This window comes from Leifsonia shinshuensis, from assembly GCF_013410375.1.
GTDB classification, from domain to species: domain Bacteria; phylum Actinomycetota; class Actinomycetes; order Actinomycetales; family Microbacteriaceae; genus Leifsonia; species Leifsonia shinshuensis.
Map to the genome: position 1 here is coordinate 4207139 of NZ_JACCFL010000001.1, position 14288 is coordinate 4221426.

General features: G+C 71.0%; 12 protein-coding genes. 9 read left to right on the top strand and 3 right to left on the bottom strand.

The window, feature by feature from the left end:
• Positions 1 to 50: 50 nt before the first annotated feature.
• Positions 51 to 1832, bottom strand: a complete 1782-nt coding sequence (locus HNR13_RS21935; RefSeq protein WP_179608680.1) for a DNA topoisomerase IB — start codon at positions 1830 to 1832, stop codon at positions 51 to 53.
• 46 nt (positions 1833 to 1878) lie between these two features.
• Positions 1879 to 2652 (bottom strand): SDR family NAD(P)-dependent oxidoreductase, encoded by a 774-nt coding sequence (locus HNR13_RS20290; RefSeq protein ID WP_179608682.1) that lies wholly within the window; start codon positions 2650 to 2652, stop codon positions 1879 to 1881.
• A 350-nt stretch (positions 2653 to 3002) separates the two neighbouring features.
• Here HNR13_RS20290 and HNR13_RS22100 point away from each other — a divergent pair, with 350 nt between their 5' ends.
• Both HNR13_RS22100 and HNR13_RS20300 read left to right on the top strand, forming a co-directional pair.
• Positions 3003 to 4034 (top strand): sensor histidine kinase, encoded by a 1032-nt coding sequence (locus HNR13_RS22100; protein WP_343063641.1) that lies wholly within the window; start codon positions 3003 to 3005, stop codon positions 4032 to 4034.
• On the top strand, positions 4031 to 4633 hold the full coding sequence (locus tag HNR13_RS20300; RefSeq protein ID WP_179608684.1) for a response regulator transcription factor: 603 nt from the start codon (positions 4031 to 4033) through the stop codon (positions 4631 to 4633). Before HNR13_RS22100 ends, HNR13_RS20300 begins: the two co-directional genes overlap by 4 nt.
• A gap of 13 nt (positions 4634 to 4646) precedes the next feature.
• Here HNR13_RS20300 and HNR13_RS20305 read toward each other — a convergent pair whose 3' ends face one another.
• Complete coding sequence (locus HNR13_RS20305) at positions 4647 to 4940, bottom strand: putative quinol monooxygenase (protein ID WP_179608686.1); 294 nt, start codon at positions 4938 to 4940, stop codon at positions 4647 to 4649.
• A gap of 187 nt (positions 4941 to 5127) precedes the next feature.
• Between HNR13_RS20305 and HNR13_RS20310 the strand changes: the two genes are divergently transcribed.
• From HNR13_RS20310 to HNR13_RS20340, 7 genes are all read left to right on the top strand, one after another.
• On the top strand, positions 5128 to 6495 hold the full coding sequence (locus tag HNR13_RS20310; RefSeq protein WP_179608688.1) for a purine-cytosine permease family protein: 1368 nt from the start codon (positions 5128 to 5130) through the stop codon (positions 6493 to 6495).
• A gap of 78 nt (positions 6496 to 6573) precedes the next feature.
• A complete protein-coding gene (locus tag HNR13_RS20315; RefSeq protein ID WP_179608690.1) occupies positions 6574 to 8127 on the top strand; it encodes a hydantoinase/oxoprolinase N-terminal domain-containing protein in 1554 nt (517 codons plus the stop codon).
• Positions 8124 to 9224 carry an S-methyl thiohydantoin desulfurase family protein gene (locus tag HNR13_RS20320; RefSeq protein WP_179608692.1) on the top strand — a complete coding sequence of 367 codons (1101 nt, stop codon included), beginning with the start codon at positions 8124 to 8126 and terminating at the stop codon, positions 9222 to 9224. The genes HNR13_RS20315 and HNR13_RS20320 overlap by 4 nt, the downstream gene beginning before the upstream one ends.
• Positions 9221 to 10339, top strand: a complete 1119-nt coding sequence (locus HNR13_RS20325) for an S-methyl thiohydantoin desulfurase family protein (RefSeq protein ID WP_179608694.1) — start codon at positions 9221 to 9223, stop codon at positions 10337 to 10339. Before HNR13_RS20320 ends, HNR13_RS20325 begins: the two co-directional genes overlap by 4 nt.
• A 43-nt stretch (positions 10340 to 10382) precedes the next feature.
• On the top strand, positions 10383 to 11411 hold the full coding sequence (locus HNR13_RS20330; RefSeq protein ID WP_179608696.1) for an S-methyl thiohydantoin desulfurase domain-containing protein: 1029 nt from the start codon (positions 10383 to 10385) through the stop codon (positions 11409 to 11411).
• Complete coding sequence (locus HNR13_RS20335; RefSeq protein ID WP_179608698.1) at positions 11408 to 12922, top strand: PucR family transcriptional regulator; 1515 nt, start codon at positions 11408 to 11410, stop codon at positions 12920 to 12922. Before HNR13_RS20330 ends, HNR13_RS20335 begins: the two co-directional genes overlap by 4 nt.
• Positions 12923 to 13049: 127 nt before the next feature.
• A complete protein-coding gene (locus HNR13_RS20340; protein WP_179608700.1) occupies positions 13050 to 14147 on the top strand; it encodes a chitinase in 1098 nt (365 codons plus the stop codon).
• The last annotated feature ends 141 nt before the right edge of the window (positions 14148 to 14288 follow it).

Below are 14288 nucleotides of genomic sequence, written 5' to 3' on the forward strand. Positions count from 1 at the left end.
GATTAGATCCAAATATAGACCTGAACGAGAGGCGGTTGTCAAGCGCTGCTTCAGCGCGCAGCGTGCCGCGGCAGATCGCGCCAGATCGCCTGCTGAAGCTCTTCGTCGTGGAACAGGATCCGGACATCGCGTGTGTCGTTCTGGTCCGCGGCCCGTTCGACCGCTGCGCGCACGGCCGCGCTGCGACCGGAACTGAGCGCATCCGGATGGACGTACGACTGCCGAGCGACCGCCGGGGTGTTGCCGAGCATGTGGGCCGCCGCCGCGTAGGCGAGGGAGTCGGGCTTGCGACGACCGGTTGCTGCCGGCTCGAACTCCGCACCGCCGGCGACCGCGGCGGCGACGGCCGTCGCTCCCCAGGTCCGGAATGTCTTCGCCGTCGCGCCCGCGCCCACGAGCATGTGGATGTACGCGTTGACGGTCGCGCTGTCGATGTGGCGCAGTGCGCCCTCCTCTTCGATGACGAAGAGCAGGCTGTCCGGCGGCCGGTCGACCTCCAACAGCTGCCGCACGAACTTCGCCGCGACCGGGTCGGCGAGCTGCAGGTGGAGGTTCAGGTGCTCTTTGCCGACGAAGTCGAAGGTGAGCGTCTCGCCCGCGACGGCGACGTCGCTGCGAGCGAGCGTGGTCAGGCCGTGCGTGTGGTTGTCGCGCGCGTACTCGGCGTTCCCGACCCGGAACAGGCCCCGGTCGAGGAGGCGCACCACGGTCGCGGCGACCCTGGTCGCGCTGTCGTGATCGGCGTCGCCGAGGTCGGCGGCGACCGCCGCACGCAGCCGGGGAAGGTGGCGGGCGAAGTCGATCATGTGCGCGAACTTGTTCTCGGCGGCCTCCGCGACTGCCGCGTCCGAGTAGCGGTACTGGGTGCGATTCCGCGAATCCACACCGGTGGCCTGCACGCGACTGGTCGGATCCGCTGAGGCCCAGACCTCGACCCACGCGGGCGGGATCGCGAGGCTCCGCAGGCGCTCGAGCACCGCCGGATCCGTCACCGGCTCTCCGTCGTCGTCGATCCACCGGCCGCCGCCGACCCGGTGCAGCCCGGGCGGCCGGGGAAGCTTTCCGCGACGGACGGGGTGCGGGGTCGTCGCGATCCGATCGATCAGCGCCCGGTCGGGGTCATCGCGGTCTGCGCCCCATCGACCGGCTCCGACGGTTCTGGGGCGAAGGTCGGGGCGAGGGAACTGGACGTCGAAATCCACAGTCGGGTCCTCCTGTCTGACGGTGTCGACGATGCTGGGCGCGAAGCCGATCGGCGAATAGATCGCCTTTCCGCCTCGGACGTTCGCCTGGTACGTCGTCGTGCGGCCTCGGACATGGACATCGACCTCCGCAGGCGACTCTCCGTCGAAGAACGGGATGGCCCGCTGCGAGGCGGTTCCGGTCTCGTCGACGAACTCGGCGATGCGGAACCGGAGCGGCCCCTGGTCGAAACTGGCCCGCACCAGCAAATTCACGAACAGCTCAGCGTCGGTCGATTCGCTGAGGAGGCGGGCGAGCATGGCCACTTCTCGCTCGCCGGCGCCTGAGCTCGTCGCGTCGATGGCCGCAGCCCAGGTCCGCACTTTGCCCGCGAGGTCCGCGATCGCCTCCTCGTAGGAGTGCGGCGAGGTCCCTTCGAGCCCGAACGCTCCCCACTTCGCCCAGTAGAAGTCACGAGGGTCGTCGTGCCCGACCGGCACGGCGACCGGGAACGCGCTGCTCTTCACCGCCTCCCAGGCGCTCATCTCCTCCGCGCTTAAGAGCGTGCGCAGTTGACGGACGGCATCGGCATCGTCGATGGTCGCGGCGGAAGCGAGGGTGGCCCGTTCGAAGAACGCCGCATCGTCCACGTTCGCCTCCTGTCCGACCGACGCTCCTCGTGTGTGCGGCGCCGGCTCAGGGGAACACGGTGGGCACGAGGCCGCCATCAGCACCGAGCGCCCTGCCCGTCGTCGCCGAGGACAGGTCCGAGGCGAGGTAGGCGACCAGGTTCGCGACTTCCTCCGGCCTGATCACCCGGTGGAGCAGCGAGCCGGCCGCCCGCCCCTCCTCGACGAAGCGGGCTTCCTGCTCCTCCCGGCTCAGTCCCGGGTAAATGTCGTCCCACATCGCCAGGACACCCTCGCTCATGGTGGGGCCGGCCAGGACGCTGTTGACGGTCACGCCGGTTCCGGCGAGCTCCTGCGCCATGCCGCGCGAGACCGCCAACTGGGCTGTCTTGGTCATCCCGTAGTGGACCATGCTCGTCGGCGGCTGGATGCCCGCCTCGCTGCTGATGAAGATGACCCGCCCCCTGCCGCGGCCCGCCATGCGCGGCGCGTAGTGGCGGGCGAGCCGGATGCCGGAGAGCACGTTGATCTCGAACACCTCCCGCCACCCGTCGTCGCTGATCTCGAAGACCGGCTCGGCGACGAAGACGCCGGCGTTGTTGACGAGGATGTCCACGTCCGGGAGCGCGTCGGTGATCCGGCGAGCGCCCTCCGCCGTCGCCACATCCCCGGCCACGCCGTTCACCCCGAGTCGAGCGGCCACTTCCGCGACCCGGTCGGCGTCGCGGCCGTTGATCGTCACCGACGCACCGCTGGCGGCGAGCGAGGCCGCGATCGCCAGGCCGATCCCCGCCGTCGAGCCGGTGACCAAGGCGGCCTTGCCGGTCAGGTCGATGTTCATCGCGTCGTCAGCTTCCCTGGCCGGAACTCACCGGGGAATCGCGCAGAGGGTCGAGTGGATGACATTGTTCCTCCCGATGTCGATGGAGAGAGAAGGCGCGTGCGCGCGGGGGTTTTCTCATCGCCGTGCACGCAACACACTGGCACGCTGCTCGGAGCGTGACGAGAGTCGAAATTCCCGGGACGTGATGCTCGGGTGGCAGGCCCCCCGCTCACCTGCCACCCAGCGTCGCCGTCCCCCCGGTGCGACGCACGTTGTCACGCTAATGGGGATGGGACGGGTGACGGAATGTAGCGAAAGTAACATCCCGGTTGGCGGGAGCCCGGCACCCGAACAGCCATCATTGTCCTGTGGCCCCCGGAATCCCCGCGTCTGTGGAGGATGCCGCCTGCCTCGAGTCCCGGATCACCACCGAACTCGTTCGCAGGCTGACCGCGCACGGGAATGCTCTCGCGTCCGACCCGCTGGTCACCCGACAGGTCGCCGCGCAAGTGCACCGGATCCTGCGAAGCACGTTCGAACGGCTCGGCGTCTCCATCGAGGAAGCGCCCCCTCCAGCACGGTCCTCCGGCGTGGGGAGGACACGAGCGGCCCAGAACATCCATCCGAGCGACAGTCTCGCCGCGGCGACCCTCCTGTTCGACATCGCGCTGACCGAACTCGCGTCCGACCACGATGACGCGGCGGCGGTCGCCCGCGCCCTCAACGCGGCGATCATGGACGAGGTCGTCCCGGCTTCGCTCGGCTACGTCGACGCACTGCTCGAACGCCTGGCCGTCGCGCACACCGAGGAACGCCTCGGCATCTCGCGCGAACTCCACGACCGGGTCGCGCACGGCATCGCCGCGGGAATCCAACGCGTCCGGCTCGCTCGCCAACCGACGGACGCGGCTGCCGGGCAGCTCGCCGAAGCGCTCGGCCTGCTGGAGTCGGCTCTGGAGGAGACGCGCTCCGTGGCTCTCGACCTCCGCCACTCGGTCGGCGAGAAGCTCCTCGACGAGGCCATCCTCGACTACGTCGCCGACCTCGGCACGGAACCGCCGCGCGTCGACGCTTCGAGCGAGGGGACCCCGCGGACCCTCCCCACAGGCGTCCAGGAGGAGGCGTTCATCATCGTTCGGGAAGCCATCCACAACGCTCGCCGCCACTCCCACGGCGAGCGCATCATCGTCGTCTCGAAGTGGGGAGCCGAGGACCTGCGGATCAGCGTGGCCGACGACGGAGTCGGTTTCGGCCGGGACACGATCCGCCCGGGCGCCCTCGGCCTCATCGCGGCGCAGGAACGCGCCGAGCTCATCGGCGCCGATCTCGCGATCGACTCCCGGGCGGGCGCCGGGACCACCGTGACGTTGACGATCGCTCTCCGGGCGGTGTCCGGATGACCCGGACGGTGGTGCTCGCCGATGACCACGCGCTCTTCCGCCAGGGGGTGCGCGCCCTCATCGAGCGCGACTTCGACGTCGTCGGCGAGGCGAGCGACGGGAATACCGCGATCCGGCTCGTGGAGGAGACCACCCCCGACGTCCTGCTGCTGGATGTCGAGATGCCGGGTCCGCCGACGGAGCAGACCATCCGCACGGTTCGACGGCGATCGCCGCGAACGGCGGTCGTCATCCTGACCATGCACACGGACGCGGTCCTCCAGCGCCAGCTCACCCGAGCAGGCGCATCGGCCTTCGCCAACAAGAGCATCAGCGAGACCGCGCTCCGCCAGCTGATCGCCGCAGCGCAACCCCTTGCGGCCACTCCACCCGACGACACCTCGCAGAGGAACCAGCCGGACGGCGTCCTCACCGAGCGAGAGCTCGAGGTGATCCGGATGATCGCGCAGGCCTACACCAACCGCGAGATCAGCACGCGCCTCAACATCACCGAAGGCACCGTCAAGAGGCACACGACCAACATCTACGCCAAGCTCGGCGCCACCTCGCGCATCGACGCCGTGCGCAAGGTCGTCCGCCTCAACCTGCTCGAGACCTGAAAGGCCTCACGAGTCAGAGCGAGACGCCGTCCCTGAACCGCGTCAGTACCGGCGGCCCGGCCAAATACTCGCCCAGCCCCGAAGCGCCGGGTCCCGCCCGCCAGGCGCGGTAGGCGTCGTCGTGCTCGAGCGATGTCCAGTGCTCGATCGCGACCACGTGGGCAGGGTCGGAGACGTCCGTGACGATCTGCACGCCGAGACAACCCTCGAACGCGCGCGTGTCCGCGAGGATGTCGAGAAGGGCGCGCGGGCCGTCTTCGAGATGGTCGGCCGCGAAACGCAGGTCCAGGAGGGAGGTGATCGTCATGCCCGCGACGCTAGCACCCGGTGACGCTGCGGGATCCGGGGCTACCGAGTGGACAGGCGGGTCCACCCAGTGCCTGTGCGATGTGCACAGATCGGCGGCCGATTCAGGCGATCCGCACATTCCGTCGGCTTCGTCGGATGCCTACGGTTGTCGCAACCGTTCCCTCCCCCGTCAGAAGGACACCCTCATGGCACGTACAGCACATGCCGACGACTTCGCCCTCTCCCGCGTTACCCCCGACGCCCGCAAGCCGTGGTTCGGGATCGCGGTGCAGCGCTTCGGCCAGGTCTCGGCCCTCTCGCAGTTCCTGCTCGGGGCCACCCTGGGCTACAGCATGACCTTCGGACAGGCCGCGCTCGCGCTGCTGCTCGGCTCCATCATCCTCGAGGTCATCATGTGCATCGTCGGGATCATCGGGCAGAAGGAGGGCCTCAACACCGCCCTGCTCGCCCGCTGGACCGGCTTCGGCGAGATCGGAGCGTCCCTCGTTGGCCTGGCGATCGGCATCAGCCTCATCGGCTGGTTCGGCATCCAGTCGGCCATCTCGGCCCAGTCGCTCGACGCCCTCATGCCCGGGGTCCTGCCGATCTGGGCGTGGAGCGTGATCTTCGGCCTCGCCGTCACGGCCGTGGTCGCCTACGGCTTCGTCGGGATGCAGTGGCTGGCGAACATCACCGTGCCGCTCTTCCTCATCCTGGTCGGCTGGTCGGTGATCACCGAGCTCAGCAAGCACTCCCTCGGCGACCTGCTCACCTCCCCGGCTCCCGGCCCGACCATGACCGTCTGGCAGGGCACCGGCATCGTCGCGGGCGGCCTCATCGTCGGCGCGATCATCACCGCCGACATGACCCGGTTCAACCGGAGCCGCGCGGACGTCGTGAAGCAGACCGTGGTCGGAGTGAGCCTCGGCGAGTTCGTGATCGGGCTGGCCGGCGTGCTCCTCGCCCACGCAGCCGCGACCGGCGACATCGTGGCGATCGTGACCTCCTCGATCGGCTTCATCGGGCTCATCATCGTCATCACCGGAACGCTGAAGATCAACGACTGGAACCTGTACTCCTCCACGCTGGGCCTCGTGAACTTCATCTCGACGGCGTTCTCCAAGAACCTGCACCGCGTGACCACCACCATCGTGCTCGGCGTGGTCGGCACGATCCTCGCAGCAGCCGGCATCCTGGGGGCGTTCACCAGCTTCCTCATCGTCCTCGGTGTCGCCTTCCCGCCCATCGCGGGCATCATGGTCGCCGAGTACTTCTTCGTCCGGAAGTGGCGGGGCGACCTCGACGCGACGCGGAGCTCCGGCCGGCTGCCCGAGTTCGCGCCGCGGATCGTCCCGGCGACCCTCGTCATCTGGCTCGTCTCCTCCCTCGTCGGCTACTTCGTCACCTGGGGCATCCCCGCGATCTGGTCGCTGCTCCTCTCGATCGTGCTCTACACGGTCGCCGGGAAGCTCGGCTTGGTGCGGGGCGTCGGTCGCGCCACCACCAAGCAGGCCGATCCGGCGGACTCCGAGCCGGCGGCGCCGGCCGGACCGGAGGCGGTCGCCACGAACTGAGCGGCGCACCCGCGCACCATCGATCCACCAGCCGCGTGCGCCGTCCACGCGCACGCGGCACAGCAGAAAGCGGAACCTATGCACATCGGCATCGACGTCGGAGGGACCAACACCGACGCAGTGCTCATGGACGGCCGGACCACCCTCGCCGGCGTCAAGAACTCGACCAGCCCGGACGTGACGAGCGGCATCGTCAGCGCCATCGAGGCGCTGCGCGAGGCGCGCGGCTTCGACGGCGCGGACATCGATGCGGTGATGATCGGCACGACCCATTTCATCAACGCGCTCGTGCAGGCCAAGCGGCTCGCGCCCACCGCCGCGCTGCGGCTGGGCCTCCCCGCGACCAAGGCACTCCCGCCGCTGGTGGACTGGCCGGAGACGCTGATCGAGGCGATCGGCGGCCGCGGCTACCTCGCGCACGGCGGCTACGAGTTCGACGGGCGGCCCATCTCGGCCCTCGACGTCGCCGAGCTGAAGGGCATCGCGGCCGACATGGCCGCGCACGGCGTCCGGTCGGTCGCCATCTCGTCCGTGTTCTCGCCGGTGAACCACGATGTGGAGACGCAGGCCGCCGCGGTCCTCGCCGCGGAGCTCGGGGACGATGTCGCCATCTCGCTGTCGCACGAGATCGGGCGGATCGGCCTGCTGGAGCGCGAGAACGCGACCATTATCAACGCGGCGCTGCGGGAGCTGGCCTCCGAGATCGTCGACGGCCTGACGGCCGCCGTCCGCGCTCAGGGCATCGAAGCGCCGATCTTCCTCAGCCAGAACGACGGGACGCTGATGGACGAGGACTACGTGCGCCTCTACCCGGTCGCGACGTTCGCCTCCGGCCCCACCAACTCGATGCGGGGCGCTGCCCTCACCAGCGGTCTCGAGACCTGCGCGGTGGTCGACATCGGAGGGACGACGGCCGACATCGGACTGCTCATCAACGGCTTCCCGCGCGAGACGGCCAACGAGGTGAAGGTCGCCGGGGTCCGCACCAACTTCCGCATGCCGGACGTGCTCTCCATCGGCATCGGCGGCGGCTCCATCGTCGACACCGAGACCGCGGAGGTCGGCCCGGAGTCCGTCGGCTACCGGCTCACCACCGAGGCGCTCGTCTTCGGCGGCTCGACGCTCACGGCGACAGACATCGCCGTCGCCGCCGGCCGCGCCACGGTCGGCGACCCGTCGAAGGTCGCGCACCTCGACCCCGCCTTCGTGCAGCGCGTCCTCGCCCGCATCGCCGAGCGCGTCGCGGAGGCCGTCGACCGGATGCGCACTTCGCCCGACCCCATCCCGGTGGTCGCCGTCGGCGGCGGCTCCATCCTGCTGCCGGACGAACTGCCGATCTTCGGCGCCGTGCACCGGCCGGAGAACTACGCCGTCGCCAACGCGATCGGCGCATCCATCGCGCAGGTCGGGGGCGAGATCGACAAGGTGTACGCCGTCGAGCCCGGCCGGCGCCAGGAAGCCATCGCCGCCGTTCGGGCGGAGGCGGTGGACAAGGCGATCGCCGCCGGCGCCTCCCCCGCGTCGGTGGCGATCGTCGACTTCGACGAGGTGCCGATCCCGTACCTGCCCGGCAACGCCACGCGCATCCGCGTCAAGGCGGTCGGCGACCTGTCGATGGGGGTGCGGGTATGAGCTGGACTCTGACCGCGGACGCCATCGGCGATCTCGCGCGCGGCGCGGCGGTGCTCGGCACCGGCGGCGGCGGCGACCCGTACATCGGCTCGCTGCTGGCCCGGCAGGCGCTCGCCGAGCACGGGCCGGTCACCGTCGTTGGTCTGGACGAGGTGCCCGACGACGCGCTCGTGCTCACCGTCGCGATGATGGGCGCGCCGACCGTCATGGTGGAGAAGCTCCCCAGCCTCGACGAGGTGGTGGCGCCCGTCCATGCCCTCGGAACGTATCTCGGGCGGCCGGTGACCCACGTCGCGTGCGCCGAGATCGGCGGCGTCAACTCCACCATCCCGGTCGCCGCTGCGGCCGCGCTCGGACTCCCGCTGCTGGACGCCGACGGCATGGGACGCGCATTCCCGGAGCTGCAGATGGTGCTGCCGACGCTGTACGGCGTGACGGCGTCGCCGCTCGCCTTCAGCGACGAGAAGGGCAATGTCGGCGTGCTCCAGACCGTCGACAACCACTGGACGGAGCGGATCGCCCGCGTGGCCTGCGTCGAGATGGGCTGCTCGGTCATGATCTCCGGCTTCCCGATGAGCGGTGCGGTCGCGCGGGACGCGCTCGTCGGCGGCTCGCTCTCGCACAGCCTCGCGATCGGCTCCGGGATCGCCGAGGCGCGGCTCGCGAAGACCGACCCGGTCGCCGCGACCGTCGAACGGCTCGCCGGCCGGGAGTTCTTCTCCGGCAAGGTGGTCGACGTGGAGCGCGCGACGACGACCGGGTTCGCCCGCGGGCGCGCGCGCATCGAGGCCGCCGGCGATGTGGCCGCGCTGGAGCTGTCGTTCCAGAACGAGCACCTGATCGCCCAGTCGGGCGATGTCACCTTCGCGACGACGCCCGACCTCATCATCGTGCTCGATGCGGAGAGCGGCGAGCCGATCACGACAGAGGGCCTGCGCTACGGTCAGCGCGTCCGGGTGGTGGCCGCGCCGAGCGATCCGCGCTGGCACACGGCGGAAGCGCTCGCGATGGTGGGTCCCGCGTACTTCGGCTACGACCTCCCCTCGCACCGTTTCGACGGCACGCCGGAGCGGCAGCTGGTGGAGGCCGGAGCATGAGCTGGACGCTCACCGCGGCCGACCTGCCCGACCTCGCCCGCGGGGCCACCCTGCTCGGGACGGGAGGGGGCGGAGACCCGTACATCGGCCAGATGCTGGTCGAGCGCGTGCTCGGCGACCGGGCCATCACCGTCCTCGACCCGGACGATCTGGCCGACGACCTGTTCGTCGTCCCGACCGCGCAGATGGGCGCGCCGACCGTGATGATCGAGAAGATCCCGGCGGGCACGGAGCCGACGCTCGCACTCCGGACCCTGGAGGCGCACCTCGGCCGCACCGCGGACGCCACCATGCCGATCGAGTGCGGCGGCATCAACTCGATGATCCCGCTGATCGTCGCCGCCGAGACCGGGCTGCCGGTGGTGGACGCCGACGGCATGGGCCGCGCCTTCCCCGAGCTGTCGATGGAGACCTTCGCCGTCTACGGCGTCCACGGCTCCCCGCTCGCCCTCGCCGGCGAGCGCGGCGAGACCGTCGTCATCGACACCGGCGACGACGACCGGCAGATGGAGTGGCTGGCCCGCGGCGTCACCATCCGCCTGGGCGGCGTCGGCCACATCGCGGAGTACGCGATGACCGGCGCCGACGTGCGCCGCACCGCCGTCCCGCGCACCCTGTCGATGGCGCTCGCGCTCGGCCGGGCGATCCGCGAGGCGCGGGAGGCGCACCGCTCACCGTTCGAGGCGATCGCGCAGACCCTGTCCACGACCCTCTACTCGGAGGTACGGGAGCTGTTCAGCGGGAAGGTGACCGACGTCGAGCGGCGCACCACAGAGGGCTTCGCCAAGGGCAGGGCGACCATCTCCGCTCTGGCGGCCGGCGACGACTCGCAGCTGGAGATCCGGTTCCAGAACGAGAACCTGATCGCCCTGCGCGACGGCGCGCTGGTGGCCATCGTGCCCGACCTGATCTGCGTGACCGACATCGAGTCGGGCGAGCCGATCACGACGGAAGGGCTGCGCTACGGCCAGCGCGTGCGCGTGCTGGGCATCTCGACCCCGGAGATGATGCGGACGCCGGAGGCGCTGGCCGCTTTCGGGCCGCGCGCGTTCGGGCTGACCGAGGAGTTCGTCCCGGTCGAGAGCCGCTCGCTCGCGCCGGCCGGTTCGGCCTGAATCGCCGCCGCAGGGCGGCGCCGCAGCCCCTAACCTTGACAGCATGAGAACCCTCGGCCTGGAGCGTCTCGACGCACTGAGCCGGGGATTCTCGCTGCTCGGATCGGGCGGCGGCGGTGGCGCCACCCTGCTCCAGCTGATGGCGGAGCGTGCGCCGATCTGGCCCCTCCCCCTGTACGCGGTGGACGACCTCGACCCGACGACCCCGTGCGTGACCGTCGCCTTCGCCGGCTCCACGTATCTGCTCAGCGAGCGCATCCCGCCGGCCACCGCCTTCGACCCGCTCCTGGCCGCCGCGGAGCGCTGGACGGGAGTGCGGGCCGCCGCGGTGTGCGCGCTGGAGGGCGGCGGGATGAACGGGCTGGCGCCGCTGCTGCTGGCCGACCGTCTCGACGTCGTGGACGCGGACTGCATGGGTCGCGCCCTGCCGCGCCTCGATCAGGTGTCCCTCCTGGTCGACGGGCTCTCCGGCATCGTCACCGTGTGCGACACCGGGAGGGGCGTCGCCGTCGTGGAGACCACGCGCGCCGCCGACGTCGAATCGCAGGTGCGGGCGGCGGTCGTGCAAGCGGGCGGCACCGGCACCGTCCTGATGGCCGGCTTCACCGTCGGCGACCTGCGCGATCACGGCATCGTGGGCACCTCTCTGCGGGCGCTGCGGCTCGGTGAGCGGATGGCGGCTGCCGCCGACGCGGACGCCGCCGCCCTGGCCGAGGCTCTGGGCGGCCGGCTGCTGGGCTCCGGCCGGGTGTCGCTGGTCGAGCCCTCGCCCGAGGATCCTTTCGTCAGCGCCGCCCAGGTCGAGGGCGACGACGGCTCGCTGTTGCGGCTGGTGGCCCGGTCGGAGCTGCTGGCGGTGGTGCGGGACGGAGCGACGGTCGCCGCCGCGCCGGAGATCATCGTCGCGCTGGACACCCGCTCGCGCGACATCCTGCAGGTGGACGGGGTGACCATCGCCCGCCACGTGACGGTGCTCGCCCTCCCTGCGCCCGCGTGGTGGACCGCCCGCGCCGACCGGCTGGCCCGGGTCACACCCGCTGCCTTCGGCCTCGCCGGGCTGGAGGCGGCATGAGCGACAGCCTCGACCTCGCCGCACTGCTCGCGCACCCCGCAGGCGGCGGCGTCCGCATCCTGGCCGGGGCCGATCCCGCCACGCCCTGGCGCGACCTCGTCGTCGGCGCGACCGAGTCGGACCTCCCGCCGCAGGGCGCGGATCTCCTCGCTCTGCTCACGTCGCCGCCCCCGGCCACGCCGTGGCAGCAGGACGCGCTCGTGCGCCGGGTGCGCGATCGCGGCTACCGCGCCCTGGCCGCGCCGGGAGCGGAGGCGTTCGGCTCGGGCACGCGCACCCTGGCGGAGCGGTTCGGCCTCGCCCTGCTCGACGTCGACGAGCCGATGGCGCTCGCGCGGGCCGCGTGGGAGCTGGTCGAGGGCCGGGACGCTCTCACGCTCGGGTATGTGCGCCGGGTCGCGCAGTCGATCGAGTACCACGCGGACAACCTCGCCGACCTGCTCCGCCACCTCTCGACGAGCGTCGGGCACGGTGTCGCCCTGATCGACAGCGAGGGCGTCCTCCTCCAGGCGGGCGGCGAACTCCCCGCCGCGGTGCACGCCGCCATCGACTTCGCACCCTGGCTGGACCTGGTGTCCGTCGCCGACGACGCAGCGGCCTCCGTCCGGGTGGACAGCCCGAGCCGGGCGGGGCTCCGGCTCGCGGTGTTCGGAACCGGGCTCAGCACCCTGCAGCTGAGCGCGCTCGGCGTTGCGGCCGAGGTGGCGATGCCGGTCGTCGCCGCGCGCATCCTGATCGACGAGGTCGCCGACGTCAACGACGCCGCCGTCGCCTCCGGGCTGCTGCGCGAGTTCCTCGAGCGCGGCGACGACCGCGATCCGGAGCTCGACCAGAGGATGCTGGAGCGCGGCTGGCGCTCCAGCGGCTACCACCTGGGCTTCCGGCTGGTCGGACGCAGCCGGGTCGACACCCTCCAGCTGCTGCGGTTCGTCACCAGCGAGCTGACGGCGCTGCCCGCCGACTCGCACGCCGCCACGAGCGGACGCGGCATCACCGGCTGGCTGAGCTTCGCCGCGCCGCCCGCGCCGAGCCGGGTGGAGGACAGCGTGCGCGCCCTGCACGTGCTGCACACCGCTGCCCGCCGGGTGTTCAACGTGGCCACCGGCGTCGGAACCTTGGAGACCGGCTCTTCCGGCCTGGTCGCGACCCTGGAGGGCGCCGCCGACGCGGCCCGGCTCGCGGCCGATCGGTCGGCCACGGGATACTTCCTGCGCATCGACGCGCTCGGTCTGGAGCAACTGCTGCTGTCCTGGACGGGGAGCGACACCTTCGTCCCGGCGGCCGAGTCCCTTCTCGCGCCCCTGCTCGCCCGCGGCCCGGAACTGCTGGAGACACTGGCGTCCTACCTCGACCACGAGTCCGGGATCGCGGCGACGGCCGACGCGCTCGGCCTGCACCGGAACACCGTCTCCACCCGGATCATCCGAGCCCAGGAGCTGCTGGGACTCGACCTCGGCGATCCGGAGACGCGGCTCGCGGTGCAGCTCGCCTGCCGGACCGTGCGGAGGTGACCTCTTGTGGGAATAGCGCCCCTGCTGCTACATTCCCGTTTGTTAGTTAACTTTACTAACTAATGTGAGATTCGCTCATGGGTGCGCGAAGGGGGCCGTTGCACTCAACGTCAACGAGGAGCCGTACATGAAACGCGCCATCTCCACACTCGCCGCCGCACTGCTCGGGGCCGCGCTCTGCCTCGCGACCACCGCGCTGCCCGCGGCCGCGACCACACCGCCCGGCACGGAGCCGGTCACCTCCTCCGGCGGTGCCCATTCCCCCTTCATCCTCCCCGCCCTCCCCCTGCCTCCGCACTTCTCGGCGCCGTACGTCGACGTCACCGCCGTGAGCGACCTCGCGGACATCTCGAGGCAGTCCGGATCCAAGGTGCTCAGCCTGGCGTTCCTGCAGACCGAGGCGGCAGGGTCGTGCACCCTCTACTGGGCAGGCAACACGGCCACCCCGGTCGCTGCGAGCACCTTCGGTGACGCGATCGATCGCATCCGGCTGCGCGGCGGCGACGTCATCCCGTCCTTCGGCGGATACACGGCCGACACGACGAGCACCGAGATCGCCGACAGCTGCACCGACGTCCACAAGATCGCGCTGGCCTACGAGAACGTCATCACGACCTACAAAGTGCAGCGACTCGACTTCGACATCGAAGCCGACTCGCTCAGCAACCTGGCCGGCATCGACCGCCGCAACCAGGCCATCGTCGAGGTCACGGCGTGGGCGGCCGCGCAGCACCGTCCGCTCTCGATCGCCTACACGCTGCCGTCCACGCCGCACGGACTGGGAGCCACCGGCGTCGCGCTCCTCCAGTCGGCCGCGAAGTACAACGCTCCGATCGACGCGGTCAACATCATGACCTTCGACTACTGGGACGGCCTCACCCACGACATGCTGGCCGACGCGCAGACGGCGGCCGCCGGCCTGGTCGGCCAGCTGCGAGCGACCATCGCCCCCACCGCGTCGGACGCGGCCCTCTGGCACAAGGTCGGCATCATCCAGATGAACGGGATCGACGACTTCGGCCCGCAGGAGACGTTCACCGTCGCCCAGGCCTCGCCGCTGGTCCAGTGGGCGGCCGCCAAGCACATCAACGAGCTGAGCTTCTGGGCCCTCGAGCGCGACAACGGCTCCTGCCCCGGGGTGAAGGGCGCCAGCAACTGCTCCGGCGTGGTGCAGTCGCCGTGGGCATTCTCGAAGGCCTTCGCCCGGTTCACGAGCTGGTGGTGATGAGCCGAGCCGGCGCGGCGTAGGCCGCCGCGCCGGCCGGCGCGTTCCCTGTCGCCGGCTGACCCGTCACGACGACTCACCCCGATAGTGTCGACCCATCAAAGGGTGGTGTCGTGGACCGCCCCGCTACAGGCCTCATTT

Bases quoted from the DNA above. Each gene is read 5' to 3' on its own strand.
- HNR13_RS20330 (WP_179608696.1), top strand. From the start codon at position 10,383: ATGAGAACCCTCGGCCTGGAGCGTCTCGACGCACTGAGCCGGGGATTC.
- HNR13_RS20300 (WP_179608684.1), top strand. From the start codon at position 4,031: ATGACCCGGACGGTGGTGCTCGCCGATGACCACGCGCTCTTCCGCCAG.
- HNR13_RS20320 (WP_179608692.1), top strand. From the start codon at position 8,124: ATGAGCTGGACTCTGACCGCGGACGCCATCGGCGATCTCGCGCGCGGC.
- HNR13_RS20310 (WP_179608688.1), top strand. From the start codon at position 5,128: ATGGCACGTACAGCACATGCCGACGACTTCGCCCTCTCCCGCGTTACC.
- HNR13_RS20325 (WP_179608694.1), top strand. From the start codon at position 9,221: ATGAGCTGGACGCTCACCGCGGCCGACCTGCCCGACCTCGCCCGCGGG.
- HNR13_RS20315 (WP_179608690.1), top strand. From the start codon at position 6,574: ATGCACATCGGCATCGACGTCGGAGGGACCAACACCGACGCAGTGCTC.
- HNR13_RS20290 (WP_179608682.1), bottom strand. From the start codon at position 2,652: ATGAACATCGACCTGACCGGCAAGGCCGCCTTGGTCACCGGCTCGACG.
- HNR13_RS20305 (WP_179608686.1), bottom strand. From the start codon at position 4,940: ATGACGATCACCTCCCTCCTGGACCTGCGTTTCGCGGCCGACCATCTC.
- HNR13_RS20340 (WP_179608700.1), top strand. From the start codon at position 13,050: ATGAAACGCGCCATCTCCACACTCGCCGCCGCACTGCTCGGGGCCGCG.
- HNR13_RS20335 (WP_179608698.1), top strand. From the start codon at position 11,408: ATGAGCGACAGCCTCGACCTCGCCGCACTGCTCGCGCACCCCGCAGGC.